Raw genomic sequence first — 26,774 nt, 5'->3', positions numbered from 1 at the left:
ATGAAGTACACGAGTAGGGGCGCAACATATTTCTTACTAATTTATAATTTGCTGTTTATAGTATAAATCCTCCTTAAAAAGGGAGTTGGAAGGATTAAAAGGCTATAGGGCAACTTTAAAAGACTTGTGTATACGCTGTAATACCGTTTCACTTTAAAGTTGATATATTTGGGCAAGCAGGGGAGGTAGAGGGAGCAAGGGAGGCAGAGGAGGCAGGGGAAGCAGGGGAAGCAGAGGGCAGGGGGAGTAAGAAAAGTAATTTGTATCAATAATTTCGTGAAATGGTATAACCGACTTGGAGAGAAGCAAAAATTTTCTAGTTTTGAACGGAACAATCCAGCTTTCAAAGCCTCTCTCACCTTGAGGGAGAGGAATGGAAGCAGGGTTTTTTAGAGCCGTAAAACTCACTACCCTCCGGGAATGCTAACGCCAACTTAATAACGTAATCACGTAAATTTTGCGTAAGTCCTATTAAAATTCTAGTACTTGAAATTAGTTTAATAATCCTGGCATTTGGATTATTTGCCAGACTGAATCTTTTTAATTAATTCATAAAAAGGTTGCCAATTATCCGCTTGAAATATTGGTTCCCAAACTGACTCAATAAGTGGTCTTAACAATGCAGTCTGAGGATTTTGATTGGTTAATGTGCGAGAAATTGTATCTAAGTGATCAAGGTCGAAATAATTCAAAATTTTATGGTACAGTACGCACCAATCATCAAAAATTGGGGATGTACCTGAAGCTGGCACGATATTGGAAGTGTTCAATACCAATCCTGGCTCGTCTCGCCATTTGGGTGAAAAAGTACGAGCCATCTCATAAAAAAACTCGTGATAACCAATTTGACTATCTTGCAAAAATTTAATCGTTAGATGTAAAAGCTCATCTGCCTCTGAATAAGACAACTCCTCAAAGCCTAGTTTTTTCAACATTAAGGAACGATATGTAGCATGATAATACTCATTAAAATTTGCTAGTCCTGCCTCTAAATCCGCTGGGTCAATAATTGCCTTTAACGGTTCTTGGAGCATTTCTAAATTTAATTTGCAAATACTTGGTTGATGACTGTAACAGTAACGTCTGTAATAGTCAAAATATGCAGCCGTAAAATATGGGTCATAAGTAGGAATAAATGCATAAGGGCCGTAGTCAAAGCTCTCACCAGTAATTGACATATTGTCAGTGTTGAGTACTGCATGACAAAAACCAGCAGCCATCCACTGCGCTACTAATTTTGCTACTCGTTTGACTAATTCTGCATAAAATAAAGCATATTTATCTTTTTCCCCCAGTAAGTGACGGTAATAATGCTCAATTACGTGGTCTAATAACTTTTTGCTTAAATCTGGACGGCGGAAAAAGTGCAAACGTTCAAAAGTGCCGAAACGAATATGAGAACTACTCATCCTCACCATCACAGATGAGCGAGTCGGTGAAGGTTCATCACCCCGCCACAGAGGTAAACCTGTCTCAATCATAGTCAAACAGCGAGAGGTGCGTACTCCTAAACAATGCAGTGCTTCTGCTGCTAAAATTTCTCGCACGCCGCCTTTGAGGGTAAGCATCCCATCACCACCACGAGAATAAGGTGTCGTACCAGAACCTTTCGTACCAAAGTCATAAAGTTCGCCATTAGTGGCGCGGACTTGTCCGTAGAGAAAGCCTCTACCATCGCCTAATTTAGAGTTATATTCACCAAATTGGTAGCCGTGGTAGCGCAGGGCTAACAATGGCTTACGTCCCTGAAATTTACCAAAAGCGGTGATGAAATCTTCGTCTGTTACTGCTTGAGTATCTAGCCCTAAACAGGGTAACAGTGCATCGTTGCGCCAGCGGAGGATGTGTTGAGGAAATTCTGCTGCAACAACTTCGTCGTAGTAATCATCACCCAAAGATTCTAAAGCTGGTTCGTAGTTGAGGGTGAGAAAAGGATTATCAGAATTTTCGTGGTTGGGAGTTTCAGCCGGGTTCATTACGAGCAAAGCTAATTTATTCTTCTCTTCATCCTATCTTTGTCTTTGTGGCAAGAAAAATTAATTAACCACGAAGACACCAAGACACTAAGTAAAATCATTTACCAGTTGACGCAAAAAAAGCTTTTATAAACTGTACTGGGTTAACTACAACAAATAAATAAATCACCAGGGCGCAGGAAATTAATTACACTTTGTACAAGTATTACGTTTGATGAATATCAATCGTACTTGATTTAAGGATAATTTCCTATCGCTCTGGTGCTTCTTTAGCGGAAGTTTCCACTATAAGGGTAAAAGTAAAGGGTTTTCAAACCTTATAACAGTTATTGGAAAACTATTGTATCAGTCTACACATTTTGATCCCCAATTCGGGAATTTTCTTGAAGCGCGATCGCCTAAACTGTAGCTGTCTTAGAGTAGAATGTTTTATTACCAATCAATAGGTTGGCGATCGCGAAAAAATCCTCCAGTAGCACTCCCATCAGCAGCAGTTGCTAGCCAAACAATTGTATCTACTCCTTGTTCGGGAGTTCGCGCTGCATTTGCTCCCCCCATATCAGTTTTTACCCATCCTGGACACACAGAATTAACTAAAATATTTGTGCCTTTTAATTCACTGGCAAAAATTCGCGTCAGAGCATTCAAAGCTGTTTTAGAAAGGCGATACGCTGGGTAGCCTCCACCCATATCATGTAGTTGTCCCATTCCAGAAGAAACATTCACAATACGTCCATAGTTATTGTTCTTCATCAAATGAACTAACGCCTGAGTTACTTGCAATGCACCATAAACATTGGTTTCTATTGTTTGCTGTAAAGTGTCAATTTTGGCATCGAAAATGCTATTGTTACTTACTTTGTCATCAATGTATATACCTGCATTATTTACCAGTACATCAACTTTGCCAAATTGTTGACGAATAAACTCAGCTAATTGGTCAATACTTTCATGATTAGTAACATCAAGGGGATGAGAAATTACATCTAATTCCTCAGCTTTTAACTTTTCAGCTGCGGCTTGGCCTTTGGCTGCATCTCGACTAGTAAGAATTATTTGATATCCTTTTTTTGCTAATTGTCGAGCAGTTTCAAATCCTAAACCGCGATTTCCGCCAGTGATAACTGCAACTTTTTGAGTTGTACTCATAAAGCTTTTCTCCTGTGATCAATCAATTACTTAAGTGCGTACTCTAGATGATATTCAACTAACTCAATCTCGTTACCATCTGGATCGTTAACATAAATTCTGTGTTTGGTTTCAGGTGCTGTCATTGTGTAATATTCAATGTCTTCAGCATCAAGCAATTTGGTCATAGCTTCGCCATCTTTAATCACAAAACCAACGTGATTAATACCAATATTTTCGTATGCCTGATGTACTTGCTGTTGTCCGGAACTGTCATTTAAAGTTAGATAAAATTGGTCATTGCCAAAATGCATCCAGCGATCGCCATTGAATATACCTTCAGCACGTACATACCAATCAGGGAAAATTGTTTGGTAAAATTTCTTGCTGGCTTCGATATCTTGGCAAGAAAGGTTGATGTGTTCAAAGCGAAGAAAGTTCATATTTCGCTCCTAGCGATCAATAAATTAATTTAACGTTCAATAGTCAAAAATCAGCAACTTTTACCCCAAAGCAATATCTAAAAACATCATCACAACAAAACCAATCATCACACCAAAAGTTCCTTCTTTTTCTAAGCCTTGGCGATGAGATTCAGGGATAATTTCATCACTAATTACAAACAACATCGCTCCGGCTGCAAATGCCATAGCCCAAGGCAAAATAAAATTAGCTATACTCACCACACCTGCACCAATCAAACCACCAATTGGCTCAACCAAACCTGTAAGTAACGAAATCCATACAGCATAACCTGCTGAATATTTTTCAGCTACTAAAGATAAGGCAACTACTAAACCTTCAGGGATATTTTGTAAGCCAATTCCTAAAGCTACAGGAATGCCATCGGTAATGTTATTATTGCCAAAATTCACTCCTACGGCTAATCCTTCCGGGAAGTTGTGAATAGTAATTGCAGCAATAAATAACCAAATTCGCTTGAGATTATTGCCTTGATAGCTTTCTTTACCTTTAAAGAAGTGTTCGTGGGGCATAAACCGATGGGCTAGCTGTAAAAATAGCCCACCTAATAAAATCCCTGCAACAATAATTAAAGCAGCATTTGTTTGAGATTGGCCTTGGGCGACCGCTGCCTCTGTACCGGGTAATATTAACGAAAATGATGTTGCTGCTAACATCACTCCTCCACCAAACCCCAGCATGATTCCCTGTACTCGCTGTGTGAGATTGATTGGTAGTAAAACTGGCAAAGCACCAATGACTGTGGCAAGTCCTGCTGCTAAACTGGCGATGACACCAATGACAAGGCTTTCCATAGCTGGGGTTATTTATTTAATTAACATAAATAAATCATAGTCGAAATGATTATGACTTGCAAGTGGTTTGCAAAAAAAATCGCAGGTTTTTTTGCTGCGATCTTTGACAAAAAAAGAGTATGAAAAATAAAGAACAGTTACCAAATAAATGGAATCAAACGGGCGCTAGATTGTTTGTATTCGGCATAATCTGGGTATTTATTAGAAGCAGACTGTTCTTTTTGAGACATGCGTTGAAGATATAACAGCAAGATTGATCCTGGTACTAAATAAGCCCACAGTGAACCAGCCACCACACTAAAACTTAGATACCGCAGCAAATCACCAAAGTAATTAATGTTGCGTGAGAAGCGCCAAATGTTATCACGAACTAGTCCCGCGCCGAATTGTTTGGCAGTTAGCTTTTGTACATCAGCACTGGCATTAATTAAACTGCCGAAAATATACATTATCAATGCTACAGATGCCGTTGCCATCGATAAAGGGACAGGATTCGTAAACGCTAAATATCCTGGTAAGACATAAAAAACTCCGACATACAAAAGTGCAAAGATGAATGCCAAAGCTCCTAGAGGCTCATTAAATAATTCTCGTCGCTGGGGATAAAACCATTGTTCTATCAACCACCAGAGACAATAACTGCCGTGTAAACAAACATAAATTAGCTGTCGCCAGTCTTGGATACCAAAAATGATCGCAAAAATTATAAACCAGACAAGGGGAAGTATTTTTGCGATATTAATAGCTGTGAGTGCAGTGACTCCAATTTTTTCAGAGTTAGCAGTATTTTCCATAGGTTGCTCGACTTAACTTTATATGCATTACTTTTATGTTCGCCGATTAACCAAAGTGGCGCTAGCTTGATCAACAGGCATAAGTATCACTTCATTGATATTGACATGAGGCGATCGCGTGACGCAGAAAAATATCACATCAGCCACGTCATCGGCTGTCAAGGGAGTCACTCCTTGGTAAACTTTGTTAGCACGTTCAGTATCGCCGTGAAACCGCACATCACTAAATTCTGTTTCTACCATTCCAGGATCAACAGAAGTCACACGCACAGGAGTTCCTAACAAATCTTGTTTTAAGCCTTCAGAAATCGCCTTGACAGCAGCTTTCGTACCACAGTAAACATTACCACCAGGATAAGTTTGATGTCCAGCAATAGAACCAATGTTAACTACATGACCACCACCACGGCTTACCATGCCGGGAACCACATAGCGAGTAAGATAAAGTAAACCCTTAATGTTGGTATCAATCATTTCTTCCCAGTTTTGAAAGTCACCTTCATGCAACTTGTCTAAACCACGACTGAGACCAGCATTATTAATAAGAATGTCAATGTTAGACCAAGCAGCGGGTAGAGTAGAGATGGCAGATTCTACAGCAATGCGATCGCGTACATCTAACTGCAATGAATGAATTTCAATATTAAACTCTTTAGCGAGTGTATCTGCTAGTTGCTGCAAACGTTCCAGCCGTCGCGCTGCTAAAATCAATTTTGCACCTTCATGGGCAAATATTCTGGCACAAGCAGTACCTATACCACTACTTGCACCAGTAATTAAAATGATTTGATTTTTGAGAGAAATCATTATTTAGTCAAGAGTCAACTGTCAACAGTCAATTGTCTAACAATTCGGAAACCTCCGGTGTAACGTAGAACGATTTAACGCTCCGCCGCCGTCAGGTGTCAGTACAGTCCGTTCGCTGATTTTCACCTCAGAAAATGGATAAAGTCGAGCTTATATGGGACTTACGCAAACTAACGCAATTTCGTCATTACGAGCGATAGCGACGTAATCGCAAAAATCCTGCGATTGCTTCCCTACACTTCGTTTCGGTCGCAATGACGATTTGGGCTTGCGTAAGTCCTGTTACAGAGTGATGGTTCTAGCAAATAAAGAGAGAGAGGTATTTTCATGGCGGAAAGAATCTGTTTTTGCAGCTAATTAAGAGGCGTAATCAAAATAGTAGTATCAGGGAGAAAGTAGGATCTCGCAGCCCCAAAGTCCTGAATCCTACCAAAAATTTGTATCCTGTATAAACTCAACAATAGCTGCATTCAATACTTCTGAAGAACCAGTTGAGGCATCATGACAGCAATTATGCAAAATTTGCAATTTAGAATTAGGTATACATCGATGTAATTTTTCTCCGTGGCTAGCAGGGAACCAACTATCTTGATCGCCCCACAAAATTAGTGTAGGACACTTAATAGTGTGCAAATTATTTTGAATTTTAGTGAGCATATTAGGTTTATTTGTCTGCCAATGCTCTATCTCTTGCGCGGCAATTTGTAATTCTTCAGCAACTTTCACCAGAGTACCAGGAAGTTCAATAAATGGGTAAGTTATCCAATAGACATCTTCTTGTGTCAGAATTGATGGATCAAATAATACTCCACGTCTTTCTATTGCCATAACTTCTCTAACTAGAGGTGCAAACAAATATGCTAAACGCAAAGAGTCTATTGTTTGAATAAATTCTAATGGTGTTTGAGCAAGTAACCACATTGCCCAATGGGGTAAACGTTCAGTAAAAATAGGTACATTTACAACTATTAATCGCCCAATTAATTGAGGATTTTTTTGAGCTAGGGCAAGAGCAATTAATCCTCCTAAAGATTCTGCTACAATCACAGGAGGCTCATCACATAATGCTTGAATAATTCGCTCTAGCTCAATAACTTGATGTCCATTATGTTCCCGGCGAGACCAAGGCTTTTCTGAAAAACCGTAGCCTTTGGCATCAAAACAAATTACCCGAAAATATTTAGATAATGGGTCAATACTGTAACGCCAATTATAACTCCAACTGCCCATACCGTGTAATAAAATTAATGGCTTACCTGTGCCTTTTTCACCATAAGCAATTTTGACAGGATACCCTTGAGCGTCTGTAATAATTAGACTTTGTTGCCCTTGAGGAAAAGTCTGTTGCCACCAATCTTTCATTCCTGTTATTTATAACTAATTTAAGCGCCAGTAAAAGCTTGCCACAGCATTCTAATTAATATCACGGGTATAGTAACTAAGACAATGGCAAGTAGTAGTAATCCAGCCAAGACGGCAAAGATAAATAATTTATCTGCACTCTTTCTTTCGCTGGGAAACCTTAAGTATTCTTCTAATAACTTGATATTATAAGCATTGGCTTTCCAAGTAAAATCAAACAAGTCTCCTAACAATGGAACAGCGCCTACCAAGCCATCGATGATCACATTCATGACCATTTTTCCCAAGGTTTCCCTAGATACACCTAGACGCGCTGCTTCTAAGATGATGTAGCTAGAAAACATGACTCCTAAAAAATCACCACCAATAGGTATAAATCCTAAAATTGGATCTAGACCAACACCAACTTTAGTTCCGGGAATGGTAATTACATTATCCATCAGCCAACTGATCTGACGCAGCCGTTTTAAGGTAGGTGCTTTAACTTCAGGTTCAATCGAATTGGGCATGAGAGCGATCGCTTGTTTAAAATTGAATTGTTCAATATCTTACTTCATACTTTGGTTAACTCTGGGATGAGTATTTTCCAACAAATCTTCATCTGCTTTTGACCGCATCTGTTCACCAACGGTCACGTTTAATTGGTCGCCTACCAACAAAACAGCAGCACTCATCCACAGCCATAGCATTAAAACTATGACAGCCCCTACAGCACCATAAACTTTATTATAGTTGCCGAAATTTGCCACGTAAGCTCTAAATAGGGCAGATAAAATTGCCCAGAAAACAGCTGCAACGATTGCCCCAGGCATCATTGGTGTACCTGGGTTCCAAATGCTAGGGCCATAGCGATAGACAAAACTAAATGCGCTAGCAACTATACCTAAAGCTAAAGGCCAGCGTAACAGTTGCCAAATATGCAATAAAAATTCCAAAGAAGAATTGCCATTTACCACCATTACTAATAACAAGTCACTCATAAACACTAAGAAAGAAGCCAGTACAAATAGCAAAATTGTACCGATTGTTAATCCTAAAGAGACGAGTTTTGCTTTCCAAAAAGGACGCATTTTTTTGGGAGGGATTTGGTGGATTTGATCAAGAGCAGTCATGGCGGTACTAATCGCTCCAGAAGCAGTCCAAATAGCAATTACAAAGCTCAAAGAAAACAAACCTCCGTTTTTGGGGTCAGTAATTTCTTTGGTGGCAAACTCGCGAATTAGAGTTAATGCTGCTTCCGGTGCAACTTGACTGATTTGATTTGCTAGCTGTCTAAAAGTGTCTTGTAAGGATTTTTCAAATAAGCCGATGGCTGTGAGGAGAGCAAGAATCGCTGGAAACAACGATAACATCGCATTGAAGGCAATTTCTGAGGCTAGTCCTAACAATCGTCTTTGGGTTGTCCTCACAATGGTTTTCTTGAGGGTGTGCCAACTAAAATGACGAAAAAACTTGATAAAACGAGACTTTGGCATAACTACAGTCAGTCAAAATTTACAAGAGAAAAACTCTGTATTAGCAAAGCTTTGGTTTTTCTATTGATATCGCTCTAGTAGTCTGTCAAAATCATTTACGCGATCAATCGCCGTATCTACAGCAAATCCATTCGTCAACTATTTCTTGACACACTACTAGAATGATTCGGGTTGAATTATCTTTGGTGGCTTTCTCAGTGATTTTACCGTAAGTTGGAGTATTGCACTTGGTTTAGGCTCTACTCCTGTTTGCATAACTATTTGATCGCCACTGATTGGCCATTTTGACTGTAGATATTGTGTAATTGCTTGCGATCGCGCTTTAATTATTTCTTGTGGCTCGTTTGCTTCTTGGTTAACCGTGATTTGTAGCTTTAAATTGGAGTGTTGCTGCAAAAATTGGACAGCACGATCTAATTGTTTGACCGCAGCTGGTGTTAGTGTTGATTGCTCAGGTTCATAAGCTATAACTCCTAAGTTAGTTGCTATTCTCTGCATACTGATTTTGGCAGTTTGATAATCTAGCTGAGACCGAATGTTATCGATGAGCAGAGTTTGAGCGTCTCTATCTATGTCACGTTCGCTTAAATACACCAATCGAATATTTAATGGTTCATAAGGAATGGTAATTAATTCGTAATTAACCATCTGTGCTGGTTGAGGAAGTCTAAGTTCACCCAAAGCAGACTGCACTTCTTGCATGAAACTTGATTGTAGCTGCGCGATGGTGATTACTGGTTCCGGCAATTTTTCTTCAGCTACTTGACGTAACAGTTCATTGGATGCAGTAGGAATTTCAATCAACTTTAGTGTTAACAATTCTGGAGGTTTACCTAAATTAGCAGCTAGCTGTTGGATATAACTATTCTTTTCCTCTGGCGTATATTGTTTACTAGTAAATACCTGGAGTTGAATTGTCAGTTTTTTATTTTGCTCTAAGGTCGAAATATTGCTGATATAAGAGCGTGGTTCGCCGTTAAGTACTGCAAATTCCTTTTGCCATACTTCTGTTGCGGCTGCACGAATGCGATTTTCTTGTTGCTGCAAAGAGATTTCGCGTCTGAGTTGGCTAAGAGATTGATTGAGTGGAAAAATAATTGCCACAATGGTAATAAAAATTAACAACAATCTCCCCGGAAGAGTTCCAATTTTTTTAACTTTTTGGTAGGCAGGTAGTCTTTCTAAAATACTTTGCATCCAAATACTTTCTGGGTGTGTATTCCGCCACTCTCTCACTTTTTCTTTAACTTGATAATTGTCAATATGTAAACCCAAAAAAATCAACATGGCCGTGAATGTAATCGCTACCAAGTTGGTGAAAAAAAGTAATCCTCCACCACTAGCTACTTTTAGTCCATTCATGGGATTTACGCTGATAGCTATACCGATGCCATAACCGACAACACATAATGGTGGCATGAGAGCAACTGCGATCGCCACACCAGGAATAGAAGTTGCTACCCCTTTGGGTTCTTTACAAATTGCGACTGAACCGACTGCACCAGAAAATAAAGCAACTACTAAATCCAGGATATTGGGTCGAGTCCTAGCAGCAATCTCAGCGGTCATTTCTTTAAATGGCAACAAAGACACCAGTAGCACTGCAAAAGAAATGGCAACAAAGCAACTCAAGGCCAGATTTAGTAGTGCCCGCATAGCTAAGATCACATCACCCGCAGCCAGTGCTAGCCCATTGGCGAGAATACCTCCCATCAATGGAGAAATTAACATTGCCCCAATGATCACAGCTGGACTATTCAATACTAGTCCCAAGGTAGCAATGCCAGCTGCAAACAATACCTGAATCCAATAGCTGACATCTTCAAGACTTACTGACCTACATATATCTAGATATACTTGTTCTTTACGAACTTGACCAATTCCCAAGTTTTTTGCAAACCAGTCTCTAAACATATTTAAATATGAATACGATTCAACTGACTAAATACTAATTGGCAAAATGTCATAATGAGAAATTTGAAAGAAGATATGGCGTTTCCTAGTCTAGTAAGGTACATCTCTTTAAGATCAGGGGCTAGGGACTAGGGGGCTAGGGGCTAGGTATTATGTACCTCGTGTAATTGGAAACAGCTATAAATAAAAACTCTACGGAGTCACTGACAACTGACAACTGACCCGCATAGCGTAAATTAAAGTAATCCAAAATAATTTTTTATGAGTCAAGACTTAACAAAACAGTGGTTGGCAGAAATTAAAGCGCTCAAACAGCAGTTGACGCAACAGCAGATTGATCGCGATAGTGCTTGGGAAAGTTCCCAAAAGTGGCGACAACTTTACAACACTGAAGCCGAACAACGTCGTACAGATGCTCATTTATTTCAACAGACAATTGTCTCTCTCAAGGCCGAAATTCACCAACTCAAAGGTATTGAGGGCGGAATGCTTGGTGATGGTAAAGCGACGACAGCCATTCAACAAGAAATCCAACAAATCGAGTCTACAGAAGAGTTGCAAGCTAAATTGATTGCTATCACCAAAGAACGCGATCGCTTGTTACAAGCTTTGAAAACTGAACAAGAAAGTCATGCTCAAACCCGCAAAAGCCTGACTACTGCTTTGGGTGATGCGATTGATAGTTTGGCGCGAGAGCGATCTGGAGGTGAAAAAAAGTAGAGACGTGATTAATCGCGTCTCTACAAGGGTTTTGGATAGCGCACATTTAACCAGGAAAAGTTAGACCTGTGACGGCTATGACTCCAGCGATCGCACTAGCTGCAAGGGAAGTGAGAGCCGTACCAAATAGCCACCAAGCGGCACTAGCAACGGTTTTTTTGGTTTCTTGTGCTTGCTTTTGAACTTCTGCTTGCACAGCTTGCAGACGTTTTTGTGTTTCTTGTTGGATGCGTTCGGCTCGTTGCAAGACGCTGTCTCGTGCTGCTTCTATTTGGTTGATGATCCGGTTAGCATCTTGTTCTGAAATATCCTTACGAGAACTGATTACAGCGACTAAAGTGTCACGATCAAATTGACTCAGGCGATCGCGCAACACTTCAAATCCGGCTTGTGGATCATCAAACACTTTGGTAAAGTCTTGCTTAATACTTTCGTAATTTAATTCTGGAAGTTCTAGGGAGTTGAGATAGTTGCGAACTCTAGCGAAAATCTGATCAATTACAGATTGCACTTTTTGCTGAATCTGCTGAAATTTTTCTACAACTGAGTTGCGTGCAGACTCGATTTGATCTACATACTGGTTAGCTTCTTCCTCAGAAATATCTTCTCGTTGAGATAGTAGCGCCACAATTGTCGAACGGTCGAATTTAGCCAAGCGATCGCTTAAATTTTCCATTCCCACTTGCGGATCTTGCAATAGCAATTGTAAATCGCGCTTGATACCTTCTGGGTTGAGTTCTTCTTTGTTGGTGTAACGTAGATAATCTTCAAACCTAGCTTCAAAATCTGCAACTCTTTGAGCAGTGCGCTTTGCCAAGCGACGCGGCGCTTTGATTATACTTTGAATTGCTTCTTGGAAGTTATCAATGATTTGATTAACTTGTGCTTCGCTTAAGTCTCCTCGTTGACTGACAAGTTTTGTTAAGGTTTCTCGATCTACCTGAGATAAGCGATCGCGTAATGCCACAGCACCTTGTTGAGGATCGCTGAGTAATCTTTCTAAATCTTGTCTAATACCTTCTGGGTTAAGTTCTTCTAAATTGGTACTGCGGAGATATTGGGCGATCGCTGTTGTTGTTTGTTCGTATTGTGCTTTTACTGCTTGGGGTGCTTGCAAAATGCTATCCCGCACTGATTCTAGATTATCAATAACTTGGTTGATTTGTTCTTCACTCAAATCTTGACGCTGAGTTAGCAGTTGTATCAATGTATCACGGTCAAATTGTGCCAGGCGATCGCGTAAAAGCCTAATTCCGACTTGAGGATCTTCCAGTAACATCCGCAATTCACGCTTAATACTTTCAGGATTTAATTCTTCCTTGTTGGTATTTCGCAGATAGTCTTCTACTCTTTGGCGCAGTTCATCGGCTTTGGCTGTTGCTTGTGCTTGCAGTTCTTTGGCACGATTCAACACCTGATCACGAGCGTTTTCGATTTGACTAACAATATTATTAGCTTCTTCGGCGCTAATATCTTGACGTTGCTGGAGTAATTGGACAAAAGTATCACGGTCAAACTGGGATAGGCGATCGTTTAAATCTTCTAAACCAGCTTCTGGATCTTCTACCAACTTAGTAAAGTCTCGCTCAATTCCTTCTGGGTTAAGTTCTTCTTTACCAGTAGAACGTAAATAATTTTCAATGCGGCTGCGGAAGTCTTGACCTTTTTCTCGCGCTTGTGTTTGTTGCACCAGTTCTAAAACTTCCTGGCGGGTGCTTTCCATTTGCTGTGAAATTTCTTTGACTCTGACTTCGCTGATATCACCTCGCTGCGTCAGCAATTTCACAAAATACTCTTGATTAATTTCCTCTAATTCCCGACGTGCAGTTGTAGGATCTGCTTGAGAATCATAAATAACTTCTTGAAATTCATCTTTAACTGTAATGCGGTTGAAATGCCAAGGGAAAGAATTGCGGATGTAGTCTTCTACATCTGCTTTGATAGTATTAGATCTTGATGTTGGCAAGTTGTGAGATATTTGGGCAGTAGTTTCGTTTGTAAAACTTTGCAGTTCGTGTGTAATCTTATCAACATCGATATCTTGAACTTTGACTTTTAGCTTTTCTAGCTGAGTTCTAATTCTTCCCACATCAATATCTGAGATGTCTACCCTATTTAATAATGCTGGTACAGCAGCACCCAAGCCATATCTAACCGCTTGCTTCATCACACCATTTGTGCCGTCGCCGTTTTTTCTAACTTCAATTAGTTGCTGAAGTCTTTCTCCTAAATCTTCTGAGTTCAATTCTTCAGGAGTAGAATACTTGAGTAAGTTAATTACTTGCTCTGTCGGATTTTTGCGAACTACTACTTGCTTCCAAGCATCTTCTAATTGGTCAGCAATTTGATTAATGTTTTCTTTAGGTAAGTTGACACGGCTGCTAATTAAATCCACAAATGTCTGACGATTAATATTTTTTAGTAGATCACTATCACCAAGAGATTGTAAATCTATATCACTCAAAAAATTCTCAAATTGACTGCGAACTTCAGCTAAATCTAGCTTTGGTATTTGTAAAGAAGCTAAAGAACTTTGCAGCGTATTACTAATACTTTCAGGGTCAAATCCTGAAGTCAATTCACGTCGAACTGCGGCTGTAACTTCCTCAGCAGTAGCAACAACTTGTTTTTTGGCAGCATTAGTACCAATGCCAGTAGTTGCCGTACCCATCAAGCTTTGCAAGCCAGAAGTAGCAGTACTAATCATAGAACTAATCAAAGAGCTTGCTGCTGATGAACCTAACCAAACTACTATCGAGAAATAGGCAGACCAGATGACTATGCCGATAATTGCTCCTAGCAAAGCACTTTCAATTACGCTAAGTTTGACTGCCAAAAAACAAGCAATAAATAAGGCTATGCTTGCAGTTATTAATGCCCAAGAACCAACTTTAGCTTCAAATTTACGAATTGTTCCACCCCAAGTTTCTGAATCAGAATCAGGATATGCATCACTTCCCCAAGTCGAGATTCCGACAGCAACGGAAAAGTTGGTTAATAAAAATTGAAAAGCAAATGCCATCAAAGTACCAGCCAAGAATGCTACTAAAAACTTAGAGCCAGAAAATACAAGCGATACTTCTGTTGGAGTTATAATCTCTGGCAATTGGTTTGTAGGAGCTATTCCTAAAGGTAACCAATTCCATATCAAAATACTTTCAAAATTTTGCAACATAACTACACATCTCTATTTGTACTTAGTGGATGAAATAATTTCTAAAATGTCTACTTTTAACTTTAAATAACACTCACCGTGACTTACACCTTCCTAGGTAATAAAGGTCTTCAACAAAAGTTAGATTTTTAAATTACTAAGTAGCAATAATTAAGCCTGTAAAATAAATTACATAAAAATTATTTCCATCTTTGTGTTTTAGTATCTTTGTGGTTAAATTTAAATCAAGCTTAAGAAATTAAAATTTTAAATAATATTTATTAACTGCCATATTGCTAATAACTTGATTCAGATAATAATGTCTAAAAACAAAAAATCATACTTGAGTATTATTCTGTAATGCATAAAAGTATAAAAATAAATATTTTATGTAAATAATTCGTTGATTTTGATTTTTTCTGTTCGTAAAACAAATCTATATCTAATGATATAGAAAGAATTTATTCCACTAGATTGATGCATTTTTAATAAAAATGGGCGTTAATTAGAAAGAAGGTGACATCTAATAAATTCGTAAATAAATAATTTCGTATTTAAGGAGAAGTAAATAATGGTTGTAGGTGTACGTAGACGTGCCGTAGGTGTATTTTCAAATCGCACAAATGCTGAACAAGCATTACATGAATTGAAAAATACAGGCTTTCCAATGGACAGAGTTTCTGTCATTGCCAGGGATGCAGATAAAAGAGATGATATTGCTGGGACTCAAGTCACCGAAAAAGTTGGCGATAAAGCTGACGAAGGCGCGACAGCAGGAGCAGTCTCTGGCGGTGTTTTGGGTGGTCTGACTGGCTTATTAGTTGGTCTGGGAACTTTAGCAATTCCTGGAGTTGGGCCAATTATGCTTGCAGGAGCAACTGCAACCGCTTTGGCTACAACTTTAGCTGGTGCTGGTATTGGTGCTGTAGCAGGTAGTTTAATTGGCGCATTAATTGGTTTAGGAATCCCTGAAGAACGAGCCAGAGTTTACAACGAACGGGTAGAACGGGGTCACTACTTGGTGATGCTTGATGGCACAGATGCAGAAATCGTTACAGCAAGAGCAATTTTCAGTAGACATGGGATAGAAGAGTTTGGGGTGTATGACTATCCTGACAGCGAGCGTGTAACCACTGATGTTGCTCATACAGCTCCAACTCATACCAATATTAATCATACTAGACGAGCGATCGGCGTATTTTCCCATCGCCGGGACGCAGAAGCAGCATTGAGCGAACTTCGAGACGCTGGTTTTCCGATGAGTTACGTCTCGCTAATTGCTAAAGATACAACAGGTCATAATATTGCTGGTGCAGATAGAAATGTTGGTGTCGGCAATAAGGCAGACGAAGGAGCAAAAACTGGAGCAGTTACAGGCGGCGCTTTGGGAGGTTTAGGAGGCTTGTTAGTTGGTCTTGGTGCTTTAGCCATTCCTGGAGTCGGTCCTGTAATTGCAGGTGGTGCAGCAGCCACTGCGATCGCAACAACAGTTGCAGGTGGTGCTATTGGTGCAGCAGCCGGAGGTATTGTTGGCGGACTTGTTGGTTTAGGTATTCCTGAAGATCGGGCACGAGTTTATAACGATCGCTTTCAAAGAGGCGATTACTTAATCATCGTTGATGGGACGGAATCTGAAGTCCGTCAAGCTGAAGCGATTCTCAGACATCGGGGTATTGAAGAATTTGCCACCTACGATGTCAATGACAACAATAGAGCATATCGCCCAGACCTCAACCGCAACCGTTATGATGAAACACCTGTTTATTCAGCAACAAGCGATCACGACGATCCTAATGTAATCGTTGTTGATCACCGAGATGAAAGAATCTAACCCAAGTTAATTTTGATTGATTCTTCTAGGAGCAACAAAGAAACTTGCTCCTGGTCGCTCTTAATAAATAGCAAAGACTTTCACAATTTTCACGCTTCGATCAAGAATTAAACAAATGAAAAAGCTAACTCCCTTCTTAATTAGTGGTTTTTTACTTTTTGGCGCAGTTGCTTGTCAAAATCCTGCCAAAACAAGCGTAGAAGCCCCTGCTCCAGGTGAAACCCCAGAGGCTCCATCTGTGGAAACAACACAAGCTGCTAAAGAAGATGCTCAGAGTGAACTTCGTAGAAGACAACTTAATGCTGATATTCGCGCTCGTGAAGGACGCAATAATGTAACTGGGGGTGACGCAGATAGAGCCGTAGGTGACTTAGCAAGTGAAGTACGCTCTAAGTTGGAGGCTAATATTCCTGGTGGTCAACTAACAGTTGAGGCTGCAAAAGATGGTACTGTTACTGTAGCAGGTACTGTTAAAAATCAGGATCAGTTATCTAAAATTGAACCTTTATCAAAGGAAATCAAAGGTGTCACTAATGTAGTTGTTAAAGCAATAGTTGCTCCGCCACAAAGCTAAATTAGTGAATAGGTAATTTATAGATTTTAGATTAGTACTTAATCTAAAATCTATAACATAACAGTTTTTTGATGAACGAAATACACCACTCTAATCCCTAACCCCTAGTTCCTAACCCCTTATTAAAACTGCTGTTATCGCTAAAAAAGAAAAATTATGGAAACTGAACAACAGCGACTCGAATCAGCAAATGCTATGTCGCAAGAAGGTATGCTAGCACTCCAAAGTGCAGAAAATGAAAACTTGCCTAAGTTACCACCAGCTAAAGAACCTAAATCTCAATGGCGGCAAATTAGCACAAAGACTGCTGAATCTATAACGCAATTGCCCAAATATTTTAGTAGATTTTTTCAAAAATATAAACAGCCTTTAATTACTGTCGTTTTGATTGTGGCGGCAATTGTGACAGGCAAGGTATTGTTAGCAATGGTAGATGCAATCAATGATATTCCATTACTAGCACCAATTTTTGAGGTGATTGGACTTGGTTATGTAAGTTGGTTTATTTTTCGTTATCTTATAAAGTCTTCAACTCGCCAAGAATTAGCTCAAGAAATTGAATTACTTAAACAACAAGTTTTAGGTAACTCAATAAGTAATTCTTAAGCGGTTGTGACCATTCTGTTTTAATTAATGACCGTTTTTAGTCCCTGTCCAAATTCATCAACAGCTTGAATTGAATCTGAAATTGAAATGCATTGCTCTAACAAAGAAATATCCAATTCTGGCAGTATTTCACTTGTTGCTATTTGCTCATATCCATAGGTATCAGAGTAAACTGTGGCTTGTTCTTTCTGAGAACTTTCTCGCAGATGGTATAACTTAAATTGGTTTCTCTCCCAAAACCAAACTTCTGCAACTCCTAATCTTCGGTAGATTTCCAGTTTATTAATATTACCGCTGGTGACAACTACTTCTATCGCTAAGTCTGATACGTTTTTTTCTTCACCTAGGCAGTAACATTCATCTGGTTCCGCACCTGCTTTTTTTGCTTTGTTTTTAAAAGTGAAACTTCCCATAGGTACAAAACGAATGCGTTTGCTGTAAAAGAAACGTTCTAACAACATCCCTAAATTCGTTTTGATTTTTTCATGCCTGATTGATGGCGACACTATCTCTAATATTCCATCTAAATAAGTAACACGATAATGAAAGTTGTCTTTTAGCTTGGCTAGTAATGATTCATAGCTATCCCAACTTACGCCACTGCTGATGAACCTTTCCTCTGGATCTTCAGCATGTCCCAATTCTGGCTCATCAATTAGTTCTTTAAGGCTGCTTACCATTGTTAATTTTCCTGTTAATTTTGATATAAAAGTGATTTATAATTTTTTATTAATGTTATTTAATGCTGCTACTAATTTCTCAATATGCGTTGGTTGATGAGTTGCCATTACAGAAATTCTAATCCGACTTATGGGTACTGTGGGCGGACGAATTGCTGGGGCAAAAATGCCATGATTTTTGAGTTGTTTAGCAGCATTGAGTGCCGCAGCAGCACTTGGCAATTGAAGACATAATATAGGTGATTCTGAAGGTAACAATTTTAAATTAGGTAGCTGTTCGTGTATTAAATTTTTTAAATAATCTATATTCCGCCACAATTGGTTTAGGCGTTGTGGTTCTTGCTGCAATGTTTTAATTGCTGCTAAGGCTGCTGCTGTGTCTGCGGGTGAAAGTGCAGTGGTATAAATCCAACTAGGGGCGCGATTCCGTAAAAAGTCAATTAAAGTAGCACTTCCGGCAACGTATCCGCCTAAGCTACCCAAGGCTTTACTTAAAGTGCCAATTTGAATTAATTGCCTACCTGTACATCCAAAATGTTCGACGCATCCAGCGCCAGTTTTTCCTAGTACCCCAGTGGCATGAGCTTCATCGACTAGCAGCATACAGCTAAACTCATCAGCTAGAGCTAAAAGTGCTGGTAAGGGACATAAATCACCATCCATGCTGAAGACACTATCAGTAATTATCAAACAGCGTCGGTAGTTTTGCCGCTGTTGAATTAATTGGGTTTTTAGTGCTGCAACATCACAGTGTGGATATTCAATTACCGTTGCACCGCTGAGAATCGCCCCATTTTTGAGACTTGAATGATTGTACTGGTCGGATAAAATTAAATCGCGCTTACCTACTAAAGCAGTAATTGCACCTAAATTTGCTAGATACCCAGAACTAAATATTACTGCATCTTCTGTTTGTTTTAGATATGCGATCGCCTGCTCTAATTCCCGATGTAATTCACGATGTCCACTAAGTAATCGAGAACCAGTACTACCAGTCCCAAATTTTTGAATGGCAGCAATTGCCGCAGTCATTAAGCGTTCATCTCCAGCCAATCCCAAATAATCGTTACTGGCAAAGTTAATCACCTCTTGCCCAGCCAAAAGCACAGTAGCACCAGGGCGACCGTGGATTGTTTGTACTGAGCGATACCAATCTGCTCGGTGAATGGTTGTAAGAGATTCTGCTATCCAATCATAGGGCATAGGGCATAGGGCATGGGGAATGCACCTTGACTAACTAACTTGTTCGCTGCTGCTTAGATGAGCGATCGCTTGTTTGATCCAGTCTTCCACATAAGCGTCTTTGGGTAGACCAATGTCTTCGCTGACGACATGAAGGGCGTGACTGACTTCATGGGCAGTATATCCCAAGGCAAAGAGAGTCATTTGCACTTCTTCAAGAATCCCTGGTGCTGGGCCGCCTGTGGCGACGAAGAAGCCTGCTGATTTGCGCCACTCGACTAATTTGCTTTTGAGTTCTAGACAAATGCGTTCTGCGGTTTTTTTGCCGACACCAGGGGCTTGAATTAAGATTTGCGTGTTAGCGGCGATAATTGCTTGGACTAAATCTGGTAATTCCAAAGTGTCCAGCAAAGCGATCGCTAAAGACGCACCAATACCGCTAACAGTCAGTAAATGACGGAATAAATCACGTTCTGCTGGGGAGGCAAAGCCGTACATAAACGGTACTTCTTCCCGAATTTGCAAATGGGTAAAAATCTGAATCACTCCTCCTGAGTCTGGCAATTGCTGTGCTAGGCGTTGAGGAATTTGCAAATCATACCCTAAGCCATTCACTTCTAAAGTCAAAACAACGCGATTACCGCTAATTGTTTGAATACCAGCGACGATTCCTTTGAGATAGCTAATCATTCTAAGAAACCAAAATGTTTTAAGCCTTCAAGAATGCCACCTGCACAAGAACCTTGTGCTAGGTAACGATGGTCAGCGGGATACTCGTTGTGCCACTGGAGTAACTCTTTGCGTGCATTCCCGACTATGATTCCTTTTTCGTTGCCTACAGCAAATAAAGCAATATCATTACCTGAATCACCGCAGACAACTGTCCGTTCTGCTGCAAATTTCCACTTTTGACGTAAAAACTGCATTGCCTGACCTTTATCGCTGGTAAGTGGCACAATGTCAAGGTCAATACCGCTACTATAAATTAACTTTATATTTAATTCACATTTTTGCAGTTCTGACTCTAGCTGTGGCAAAACATCTGCTGCAACTTCTTGATGCAGAAAACAACTTACTTTAAAAGGACGCTGCTCTGAATCTGGTTGCAAAGCCAACTCAGGAAAACACTGAGTGATGGATAGTACTTTTTCCCTATCCCATCCAGGTGAGAGAATTTCTGACCAACCAAAATCGGGAGTCTCAGTACCATCAAGATAAATCTCTGTACCTACAGAAAGAACCAGAGCATCTGGTTGGATGAGATTTCTTTCTACTTGGAGTTCTTTGTAAAGAACAGGCGATCGCCCTGTAGCATAGACAATTTTAGTCCCATAATCTTGGCGATGTTGACTCAAAAGTTGGCTCAGTTCTACTAAAGCTTGGTCGTTACCTACAAAAGTGTGATCTAGATCAGTAACAAAAAGAAATGGTTTCATGGTTTTACAAGTTAGTAGATGGCAAATTACTCAAAAATTTGAAGACTCGCTAGGTACAATCTGCAAGCACAAATTCTTGACCATGCGTTCCGAGATAATCTACCAGATTTTGGCTCTTGTGTATTCTTGCTAGTGTCAGAATTATTCAAAGAAGTGCTTTTTATAATTAGTTTGTGTCCTCAACTACCTAGCAATCACGATCATTTTTTGTTAGTTAATTATGATTTAGCCAAAATTTGAGGAGATTCTTGGCTCAATTGGGGATAGGAAAGTCCATATTTGGCAAACACTTGTTTAGCCCGTCGGATCAAATCTGTTTTATAAACAAACTCGTCTCTAGCATCCATTGGATAAGACTTGAGTTTAAAGTGAGTACTCGAAGGTAGTTCTTCCATAACCACAGCAACGGGCAGCTTTAACTGTGTGTACCGACTACTGTAAGCTGCTTGATATAAAATTCTGATTACCTGCTCTACATCAACTTCATGATCTAAGTAAAATTCCGTAACTACTTGTGCTTCTAGTTGCCCACTATTGGCATTAGAGATGGCATCAGTCCAAGTTTTATTATGGGGAATAGTGACGGTATTATCGTCAGGGGTTTGTAGCCTTAGTCCACGTAACCCGTAACCGATAACTTCGCCATAGTTTTCACCAATGCGGATGCGATCGCCTACCCGATACGGTGCTTCAAATAAAGTCACAATCCCAGCAATGATGGAACTCACATAGTCTTTAAAGGCAAATCCCAAGGCTACAGCCAGAGTACCCGTAAGTGCCAAAAAATTATTTTGAGACAGATTGAGAAATAAGTTAAGCAGGTAAACTGTAGTGACAATTAAAATTAGACCTTTCCAAAAAGGTACTGATTGTTTAATTAGTAATCGAAAGCGTCGCGGTACTCGCTCAGATAGCCAATTAATCAAAGACTGATTTGTGACTGAGATTCCGTAGGCAACGAAAATACTAATTAGGGCTTTAATAATCTTTTTAACTGTGATGTCAGTCAGGAGTTTTTCGATTGCGCCATTATTATTAATCAATTGAGCAAACAGTCTAGTCTTAACAATAAAAGTAGAACTTTCAGTAAACAACCAAGGCAAAAGCATGATTATTTGTCTCCAACCGAAAAATTGTTGTTACTCAACTCTATTTTGAGTGTGGGATAGTAAGCAGGATTGAGACTTAATTGCTCTTGCTGTTGGACTATTACTCCTGCACGTTGAAGTGTTTGTACACGCGATCGCACAATTTGTTCATTTTCGCCTAAACTCAAAGCTAGATGAGGTCTAGTCATCTGACCGTGAAGCAATAAAGAATGTAGCAAGTAACGATCAAAGGTAATCAAATCAGGCATAATCGGCAAAATTGGGTTTGTCTGTAGAAGGTTAGCAGTAACTTCTAGATTTACATCATGATCTATCAGCCCAGGCTTGGCTTCAGAAACAGCATCAGGTGTGTCAGCAGCACGAATCCTCAGTGCTTGTAGCCAAAGATTGGCTGCTACACTGCTTAACCCAGAGGCAAAATTGGCAAGAGATTTCCAGTAAGCCAGCTCAACACCTTCTTGGGGCTTAAATTCTGTAGTAACAGGTTTTAACCACTCCTGAAGTTCATCTCCTGCTAACTCTGGTAAAGGCTGAACTTGCTCTAAATAGGCACTTACTTGACAAACTTGGTTCAGAAATGTCCAAGCCCAATAATTACAACCAATCAACCAGAATCGAGATTGATCCTGAATAACAGCATTTTGTAGAAACTCGATTCCTTCCCAACCTTGGATACATCGCAGAAAGCATTGTGCCAGACAAGGAATCACAATCAAGGTTTGCCGTTCGCTGAGTTGGGAATTGACAGACTGGGGGGATTTTAGTTGACTAGCAAGAGCATTGCTAATAACTGTTTGCAGCGCTGAGGGATCGGTTGATCGCTGCCATTGTGTGAGGGGATTGATCACCTGTAAATTGCCAAGCAAATCTGCTGTCAAACTTGACTGGACAATTTGCGCGATCGCCTCCACCGGAGAACCTAAAATCACCAGACTATTAGCAGCTTGAGGATTTTGTTGCCAATCTGCGATCGCTACATTTAAAGCTTCTTGAACAGTAGTGCGATATTTTAGCGGCTGAGGAAGCTGATACAGTTTCTGAGCAAATTCCGCAATAATTTCTTTAGGGGGTTGATTAAGGACATTATCGGGATTAGTGTTTTTAGCCTGGAAAAACCAAGACTGAAACTGGCGGATAGCAGATTGAAGTTGTGCTTTTATCATTGTTTAGTGGTTTGATACCAAAATGGTTAGAGGTCAACCGCTTTACAAAATATTCCCCTCTACCTCGGTTGTTGAGTTTCGACTACGCGGCAGTTGAGCGTAGTCGAAGTGCTGCCTTCTTCCCATGCCCCATGCCCCATGCCCCATGCCCAATGCCCAATACCCCATGCCCATTAATAAATTAATTTAGTATAAATAACAATCTACCTGCTTGATAGTTTAAATTAAAACAGTGATAAATTAGGAACTTCTGTTGTGGTGATCATACTTAAGCTGTTAGGTCGTTTACCTACTAAGCTCAATCCTCACAATAGCCTTAAAACCAGCCTAGGAATGGCAATTGGTGGGATTGCCTTTTTGTTGTCAATATTTGCCAGTTTAATTGTTGGATACACCGCCAGCGAACAAGTCAAGGTGGATGTCGGGCGATCGCTGGCAGAACTAGCTTATCAAATGACTGACAAGTTAGATAGGGGAATGTTTGAGCGTTATCGCGATATTAAAATTATTAGCACACTGGATATTTTCAGCAATCCTAACTCTTCTGTATTCCAGCAGCGCGCCCTTTTAGAAAAACTACAAAGTACTTATACTAACTATGCTTGGATCGGCTTGACCAATAATCGAGGTATCGTTATTGCCAGCACAGGAAAATTACTAGAAGGTAAAGATATTTCTCAACGACCTTGGTTCATCAAAGGGCAAAAAACTCCTTATGTGGGAGATGTGCATGATGCGGTGAAACTTGCCAAATTGCTGCCCAACTCAACAGACGAACCTTTACGTTTTGTAGATTTGGCAATACCTGTGAAAGATCTTCAAGGAAATGTACACGGTGTATTAGGGACTCATCTGAGTTGGTCATGGTCTAGAGAAGTTCAAAAATCATTATTAAATTCCCAAGAAAGGCATAAAACGGAAATATTTATTTTTAGACAAAATGGTGATTTGTTATTATCACCACCTGGATTTCAGGCTACAAACTTACAATCTTTAAAGAGTCTACAAGCAGCCAAAAAAGGTGATAAAAATTATCTAATTGAAACTTGGCCTGATGGTAAAACTTATTTAACTGGCTTTACTCAAAGCGTTGGTTATCGTAATTATCCTGGCTTAGGGTGGGTGGTGCTGGTACGGCAAAAAACTGATAATGCCTTTGCGCCTGTACGTCGATTGCAACAGCAAATATTTATTTGGAATATGACTTTGGGTTTAATATTTGCAATTTTGGGTTGGTTAGTTGCATCAGCAATTACTAATCCTATGCTAGCGATCGCCACAGCTGCTAACGGCATTCGTTCTGGAAACAAACTAATTAAAATTCCCATACTCAAAGGCACAGACGAAATCGCTAAGTTATCTCAATCTCTAAGTCAAATGGTCTTAACTTTGACTCAACAAGAAAATGAACTCAAAACCAGCAACATCCAGTTACAGATGGAACTTACCTCAAAATTGGTAGTGCAAGAAATGCTATGTCAAAGCGAACAAAAGTTTCGCCAATTAGCAGAAAACATCCAAGAGGTATTTTGGCTCAAAGATATTTTCAGTAACGAAATCATTTACATCAGTCCAGTTTATGAACAAGTATGGGGTCGTAGTTGCGAAAGTTTATATAGCAATCCTAACTCTTGGATAGATGCGGTTCATTTAGAAGATAGAGAATGCGTACTGACCACCATAGAGAACAACCATAACAGCGTTTATGGTCATGAATATCGTATTATCCAGCCGAATAATTCAGTGCGTTGGATTTGGGAACGCAGCTTTTTAGTCAAAAATAACTTTGGAGAAGTTTATCGTCGAGTAGGTATTGCTCAAGATATCACCGAGCGCAAACAAGCAGAAGAAACACGTTTAGCGCTGGAAAAAGAAACAGAAACTAGTGAACTCAAATCCCGATTTATTTCTATTGCTTCTCATGAATTTCGTACACCTTTAACTAGTATTCTATTATCTTGTGAATTGTTAAAAAAATATGATAAAGAATTAACTGAAGAGAAAAAAGAAAGATATTTTCATCAAATAAAATCAGCCGTTACACATCTTAATCAAGTAGTCGAAGACATTTTAGTTATCGGTAAAGCAGAAGCAGGAAAACTCAAATTCGAGCCTGTACCCTTAAATTTGATAGACTTCTGTTTACAAATAGTTGAAGAACAGCAATTTAACGCGGGCGATCGCTATCATATTAATTTTGTAGAACGGTGTTTTTATGCTTCAAAAATCCAAGACTTGCCCCTAATGGATGAAAAACTCCTACGCCACATTCTGACTAATTTACTTTCCAACGCTATTAAATATTCACCTGAAGGCGGCAATATCCAATTTGAATTAACGTGCGACCATCAAAATGCCCTATTCCGCATCCAAGACCAAGGAATTGGCATTCCTCAAGCAGATCAAGCAAAACTCTTTACATCTTTTTTTAGATGTAGTAACACAGAAACAATTGCTGGCAACGGTATAGGATTAACAATTGTTAAAAGCGCCGTTGAACTACATGGTGGTCAAATTAGCGTTGAAAGCGAAGTGGGTTTGGGTACAACATTTACTGTAACTTTGCCACTAACTTATGCGATCGCTCTGTAGATATATAGTAATTAACCAGGGTACGCTAAAGTGCCCAGGATTTACGCAAAATTATGGAAAAACGTAGACACTCAAGCGGTGTAGAAGTATTATCTGCTTCAATTAATGACAAACCAATCATCCAACGGATGATGGAGCTTTATCAGCATGACTTTTCAGAGTTTGAAGATAAAGACATCAATGAACATGGTTATTTTGGATATCCATACTTAGATTATTACTGGGTTGAAGATGATCGCTATCCCTTCATTGTGCGAATAGGAGGAAAACTAACTGGATTTGTTTTAGTGAATCAGTACACCTACATTCCAGACAGTCAATATTCAATCGCAGAGTTCTTCATCTTACGAAAGTACAGACAGCAAGGAATTGGCAAGCAGGTTGCTTTTCAAATTTTTGACCGATTTTGTGGAAAGTGGGAGATTCATCAAATTACCACAAATATAGTTGCTCAAAAATTCTGGCGCAGTGTTATTGGAGAATATACAACAGAAAAATTTACAGAAATACTAATTAATGATGATTGTCAAAAAACAATTCAATGTTTCGATAACACTGAAATAGTGTGATTAATTTCCATTCCTGGTAACTGATATTGGTATAAATTACTGGATTAATAAGTAGGTCAATAAAATTAAAACTAACTATGTAAAAAATCAATAAAATTTAACACCTCTTCCGTTCTGCCTCCTGCCTGATTCCAACGACAAATATTCACACTTACCTATTTAACATTTGCAAAAGACTTATTCATTATTCAAAGTTTCTATCAATAAATCTACCTGTTGTTGTCGCTGCTGCAAAAAACTTTCACACTGACGTAAAGATTCAACAGCTTTAGCAAATTGATCAAAAACCTCTTCCAATTCCAACTCACCCGCCTCAATACGAGTAATAATCCCTTCTATTTCATTAACCTTCGCCTCATAATTCCAACCATCCATTGCATCAGAATTAGCTGCATTTTTACGTTTAACCATCAATTTCTCTGTGT

24 protein-coding genes are annotated in these 26,774 nt (G+C 39.5%); 6 read left to right on the top strand and 18 right to left on the bottom strand.

Annotation, left to right across the window (positions count from 1 at the left end; all coding sequences use genetic code 11):
- Window positions 1-518 precede the first annotated feature (518 nt).
- The 10 genes from QI031_RS16960 to QI031_RS16915 all read right to left on the bottom strand — a co-directional run bounded on the left by QI031_RS16960 (window position 519) and on the right by QI031_RS16915 (window position 10,733).
- Window positions 519-1,976 carry a protein adenylyltransferase SelO gene (locus QI031_RS16960; RefSeq protein ID WP_281480839.1) on the bottom strand — a complete coding sequence of 486 codons (1,458 nt, stop codon included), beginning with the start codon at window positions 1,974-1,976 and terminating at the stop codon, window positions 519-521.
- A gap of 432 nt (window positions 1,977-2,408) precedes the next feature.
- A complete protein-coding gene (locus QI031_RS16955) occupies window positions 2,409-3,125 on the bottom strand; it encodes an SDR family oxidoreductase (protein WP_281480838.1) in 717 nt (238 codons plus the stop codon).
- A 26-nt stretch (window positions 3,126-3,151) separates the two neighbouring features.
- On the bottom strand, window positions 3,152-3,547 hold the full coding sequence (locus QI031_RS16950; protein ID WP_281480837.1) for a VOC family protein: 396 nt from the start codon (window positions 3,545-3,547) through the stop codon (window positions 3,152-3,154).
- A gap of 60 nt (window positions 3,548-3,607) precedes the next feature.
- Complete coding sequence (locus QI031_RS16945; RefSeq protein ID WP_281480836.1) at window positions 3,608-4,381, bottom strand: ZIP family metal transporter; 774 nt, start codon at window positions 4,379-4,381, stop codon at window positions 3,608-3,610.
- 137 nt (window positions 4,382-4,518) lie between these two features.
- Entirely contained in the window at window positions 4,519-5,175 is a 657-nt protein-coding gene (locus tag QI031_RS16940; RefSeq protein ID WP_281480835.1) for a methyltransferase family protein, read from the bottom strand.
- A 33-nt stretch (window positions 5,176-5,208) separates the two neighbouring features.
- Window positions 5,209-5,982, bottom strand: a complete 774-nt coding sequence (locus QI031_RS16935) for an SDR family oxidoreductase (RefSeq protein ID WP_281480834.1) — start codon at window positions 5,980-5,982, stop codon at window positions 5,209-5,211.
- Window positions 5,983-6,408: 426 nt separating this feature from the next.
- Complete coding sequence (locus QI031_RS16930; RefSeq protein ID WP_281480833.1) at window positions 6,409-7,344, bottom strand: alpha/beta fold hydrolase; 936 nt, start codon at window positions 7,342-7,344, stop codon at window positions 6,409-6,411.
- Window positions 7,345-7,364: 20 nt separating this feature from the next.
- Window positions 7,365-7,853 carry a DUF4112 domain-containing protein gene (locus QI031_RS16925; protein ID WP_281480832.1) on the bottom strand — a complete coding sequence of 163 codons (489 nt, stop codon included), beginning with the start codon at window positions 7,851-7,853 and terminating at the stop codon, window positions 7,365-7,367.
- 39 nt (window positions 7,854-7,892) lie between these two features.
- Complete coding sequence (locus QI031_RS16920) at window positions 7,893-8,819, bottom strand: YihY/virulence factor BrkB family protein (RefSeq protein WP_281480831.1); 927 nt, start codon at window positions 8,817-8,819, stop codon at window positions 7,893-7,895.
- Window positions 8,820-8,975: 156 nt separating this feature from the next.
- Entirely contained in the window at window positions 8,976-10,733 is a 1,758-nt protein-coding gene (locus QI031_RS16915) for a DUF389 domain-containing protein (RefSeq protein ID WP_281480830.1), read from the bottom strand.
- 261 nt (window positions 10,734-10,994) lie between these two features.
- On the opposite strand from QI031_RS16915, the gene QI031_RS16910 reads away from it, so the two are divergent.
- Entirely contained in the window at window positions 10,995-11,453 is a 459-nt protein-coding gene (locus tag QI031_RS16910) for a hypothetical protein (protein WP_281480829.1), read from the top strand.
- Window positions 11,454-11,499: 46 nt separating this feature from the next.
- Here the strand turns inward: QI031_RS16910 and QI031_RS16905 are convergent, their stop codons facing one another.
- Window positions 11,500-14,628 carry an MFS transporter gene (locus QI031_RS16905; protein WP_281480828.1) on the bottom strand — a complete coding sequence of 1,043 codons (3,129 nt, stop codon included), beginning with the start codon at window positions 14,626-14,628 and terminating at the stop codon, window positions 11,500-11,502.
- A gap of 550 nt (window positions 14,629-15,178) precedes the next feature.
- On the opposite strand from QI031_RS16905, the gene QI031_RS16900 reads away from it, so the two are divergent.
- The 3 genes from QI031_RS16900 to QI031_RS16890 all read left to right on the top strand — a co-directional run bounded on the left by QI031_RS16900 (window position 15,179) and on the right by QI031_RS16890 (window position 17,618).
- Window positions 15,179-16,438, top strand: a complete 1,260-nt coding sequence (locus tag QI031_RS16900; RefSeq protein WP_281480827.1) for a general stress protein — start codon at window positions 15,179-15,181, stop codon at window positions 16,436-16,438.
- A gap of 115 nt (window positions 16,439-16,553) precedes the next feature.
- Window positions 16,554-17,012: a BON domain-containing protein gene (locus tag QI031_RS16895; protein WP_281480826.1), complete on the top strand. Its 459-nt coding sequence runs from the start codon at window positions 16,554-16,556 to the stop codon at window positions 17,010-17,012.
- Window positions 17,013-17,168: 156 nt separating this feature from the next.
- The gene (locus QI031_RS16890; RefSeq protein WP_281480825.1) at window positions 17,169-17,618 is read left to right on the top strand and encodes a CAAD domain-containing protein; all 450 of its coding nucleotides are present in this window, start codon (window positions 17,169-17,171) and stop codon (window positions 17,616-17,618) included.
- 20 nt (window positions 17,619-17,638) lie between these two features.
- On the opposite strand, the gene QI031_RS16885 is transcribed toward QI031_RS16890, so the two are convergent.
- The 6 genes from QI031_RS16885 to QI031_RS16860 form a co-directional block, all read right to left on the bottom strand.
- Window positions 17,639-18,298: a Uma2 family endonuclease gene (locus QI031_RS16885; RefSeq protein WP_281480824.1), complete on the bottom strand. Its 660-nt coding sequence runs from the start codon at window positions 18,296-18,298 to the stop codon at window positions 17,639-17,641.
- Window positions 18,299-18,334: 36 nt separating this feature from the next.
- Window positions 18,335-19,501, bottom strand: coding sequence for an 8-amino-7-oxononanoate synthase (gene bioF, locus QI031_RS16880; protein ID WP_281480823.1), 1,167 nt, complete (start codon window positions 19,499-19,501; stop codon window positions 18,335-18,337).
- 30 nt (window positions 19,502-19,531) lie between these two features.
- Window positions 19,532-20,170 (bottom strand): Holliday junction branch migration protein RuvA, encoded by a 639-nt coding sequence (gene ruvA / locus QI031_RS16875; RefSeq protein ID WP_281480822.1) that lies wholly within the window; start codon window positions 20,168-20,170, stop codon window positions 19,532-19,534.
- Window positions 20,167-20,916: a sucrose-phosphate phosphatase gene (locus tag QI031_RS16870; RefSeq protein WP_281480821.1), complete on the bottom strand. Its 750-nt coding sequence runs from the start codon at window positions 20,914-20,916 to the stop codon at window positions 20,167-20,169. Before QI031_RS16870 ends, ruvA begins: the two co-directional genes overlap by 4 nt.
- A gap of 218 nt (window positions 20,917-21,134) precedes the next feature.
- Window positions 21,135-22,025 carry a mechanosensitive ion channel family protein gene (locus QI031_RS16865; protein ID WP_281480820.1) on the bottom strand — a complete coding sequence of 297 codons (891 nt, stop codon included), beginning with the start codon at window positions 22,023-22,025 and terminating at the stop codon, window positions 21,135-21,137.
- 2 nt (window positions 22,026-22,027) lie between these two features.
- Window positions 22,028-23,188, bottom strand: a complete 1,161-nt coding sequence (locus QI031_RS16860) for a hypothetical protein (protein ID WP_281480819.1) — start codon at window positions 23,186-23,188, stop codon at window positions 22,028-22,030.
- 255 nt (window positions 23,189-23,443) lie between these two features.
- Here QI031_RS16860 and QI031_RS16855 point away from each other — a divergent pair, with 255 nt between their 5' ends.
- Entirely contained in the window at window positions 23,444-25,780 is a 2,337-nt protein-coding gene (locus tag QI031_RS16855) for an ATP-binding protein (RefSeq protein ID WP_281480818.1), read from the top strand.
- A 53-nt stretch (window positions 25,781-25,833) separates the two neighbouring features.
- Complete coding sequence (locus QI031_RS16850) at window positions 25,834-26,349, top strand: GNAT family N-acetyltransferase (protein ID WP_281480817.1); 516 nt, start codon at window positions 25,834-25,836, stop codon at window positions 26,347-26,349.
- Window positions 26,350-26,526: 177 nt separating this feature from the next.
- On the opposite strand, the gene xseB is transcribed toward QI031_RS16850, so the two are convergent.
- A complete protein-coding gene (xseB, locus tag QI031_RS16845) occupies window positions 26,527-26,760 on the bottom strand; it encodes an exodeoxyribonuclease VII small subunit (protein ID WP_281480816.1) in 234 nt (77 codons plus the stop codon).
- Window positions 26,761-26,774: the final 14 nt, after the last annotated feature.

This window comes from Halotia branconii CENA392 (assembly GCF_029953635.1).
GTDB lineage: Bacteria > Cyanobacteriota > Cyanobacteriia > Cyanobacteriales > Nostocaceae > Halotia > Halotia branconii.
This window is presented reverse-complemented; position numbering and strand designations above follow the sequence as displayed.

Bases quoted from the DNA above. Each gene is read 5' to 3' on its own strand.
- QI031_RS16950 (WP_281480837.1), bottom strand. From the start codon at position 3,547: ATGAACTTTCTTCGCTTTGAACACATCAACCTTTCTTGCCAAGATATC.
- QI031_RS16870 (WP_281480821.1), bottom strand. From the start codon at position 20,916: ATGAAACCATTTCTTTTTGTTACTGATCTAGATCACACTTTTGTAGGT.
- QI031_RS16960 (WP_281480839.1), bottom strand. From the start codon at position 1,976: ATGAACCCGGCTGAAACTCCCAACCACGAAAATTCTGATAATCCTTTT.
- QI031_RS16865 (WP_281480820.1), bottom strand. From the start codon at position 22,025: ATGCTTTTGCCTTGGTTGTTTACTGAAAGTTCTACTTTTATTGTTAAG.
- QI031_RS16940 (WP_281480835.1), bottom strand. From the start codon at position 5,175: ATGGAAAATACTGCTAACTCTGAAAAAATTGGAGTCACTGCACTCACA.
- QI031_RS16955 (WP_281480838.1), bottom strand. From the start codon at position 3,125: ATGAGTACAACTCAAAAAGTTGCAGTTATCACTGGCGGAAATCGCGGT.
- QI031_RS16925 (WP_281480832.1), bottom strand. From the start codon at position 7,853: ATGCCCAATTCGATTGAACCTGAAGTTAAAGCACCTACCTTAAAACGG.
- bioF (WP_281480823.1), bottom strand. From the start codon at position 19,501: ATGCCCTATGATTGGATAGCAGAATCTCTTACAACCATTCACCGAGCA.
- QI031_RS16915 (WP_281480830.1), bottom strand. From the start codon at position 10,733: ATGTTTAGAGACTGGTTTGCAAAAAACTTGGGAATTGGTCAAGTTCGT.
- QI031_RS16900 (WP_281480827.1), top strand. From the start codon at position 15,179: ATGGTTGTAGGTGTACGTAGACGTGCCGTAGGTGTATTTTCAAATCGC.
- QI031_RS16920 (WP_281480831.1), bottom strand. From the start codon at position 8,819: ATGCCAAAGTCTCGTTTTATCAAGTTTTTTCGTCATTTTAGTTGGCAC.
- QI031_RS16895 (WP_281480826.1), top strand. From the start codon at position 16,554: ATGAAAAAGCTAACTCCCTTCTTAATTAGTGGTTTTTTACTTTTTGGC.
- QI031_RS16910 (WP_281480829.1), top strand. From the start codon at position 10,995: ATGAGTCAAGACTTAACAAAACAGTGGTTGGCAGAAATTAAAGCGCTC.
- xseB (WP_281480816.1), bottom strand. From the start codon at position 26,760: ATGGTTAAACGTAAAAATGCAGCTAATTCTGATGCAATGGATGGTTGG.
- QI031_RS16890 (WP_281480825.1), top strand. From the start codon at position 17,169: ATGGAAACTGAACAACAGCGACTCGAATCAGCAAATGCTATGTCGCAA.
- QI031_RS16945 (WP_281480836.1), bottom strand. From the start codon at position 4,381: ATGGAAAGCCTTGTCATTGGTGTCATCGCCAGTTTAGCAGCAGGACTT.
- QI031_RS16935 (WP_281480834.1), bottom strand. From the start codon at position 5,982: ATGATTTCTCTCAAAAATCAAATCATTTTAATTACTGGTGCAAGTAGT.
- QI031_RS16930 (WP_281480833.1), bottom strand. From the start codon at position 7,344: ATGAAAGATTGGTGGCAACAGACTTTTCCTCAAGGGCAACAAAGTCTA.
- QI031_RS16860 (WP_281480819.1), bottom strand. From the start codon at position 23,188: ATGATAAAAGCACAACTTCAATCTGCTATCCGCCAGTTTCAGTCTTGG.
- ruvA (WP_281480822.1), bottom strand. From the start codon at position 20,170: ATGATTAGCTATCTCAAAGGAATCGTCGCTGGTATTCAAACAATTAGC.
- QI031_RS16885 (WP_281480824.1), bottom strand. From the start codon at position 18,298: ATGGTAAGCAGCCTTAAAGAACTAATTGATGAGCCAGAATTGGGACAT.
- QI031_RS16850 (WP_281480817.1), top strand. From the start codon at position 25,834: ATGGAAAAACGTAGACACTCAAGCGGTGTAGAAGTATTATCTGCTTCA.
- QI031_RS16905 (WP_281480828.1), bottom strand. From the start codon at position 14,628: ATGTTGCAAAATTTTGAAAGTATTTTGATATGGAATTGGTTACCTTTA.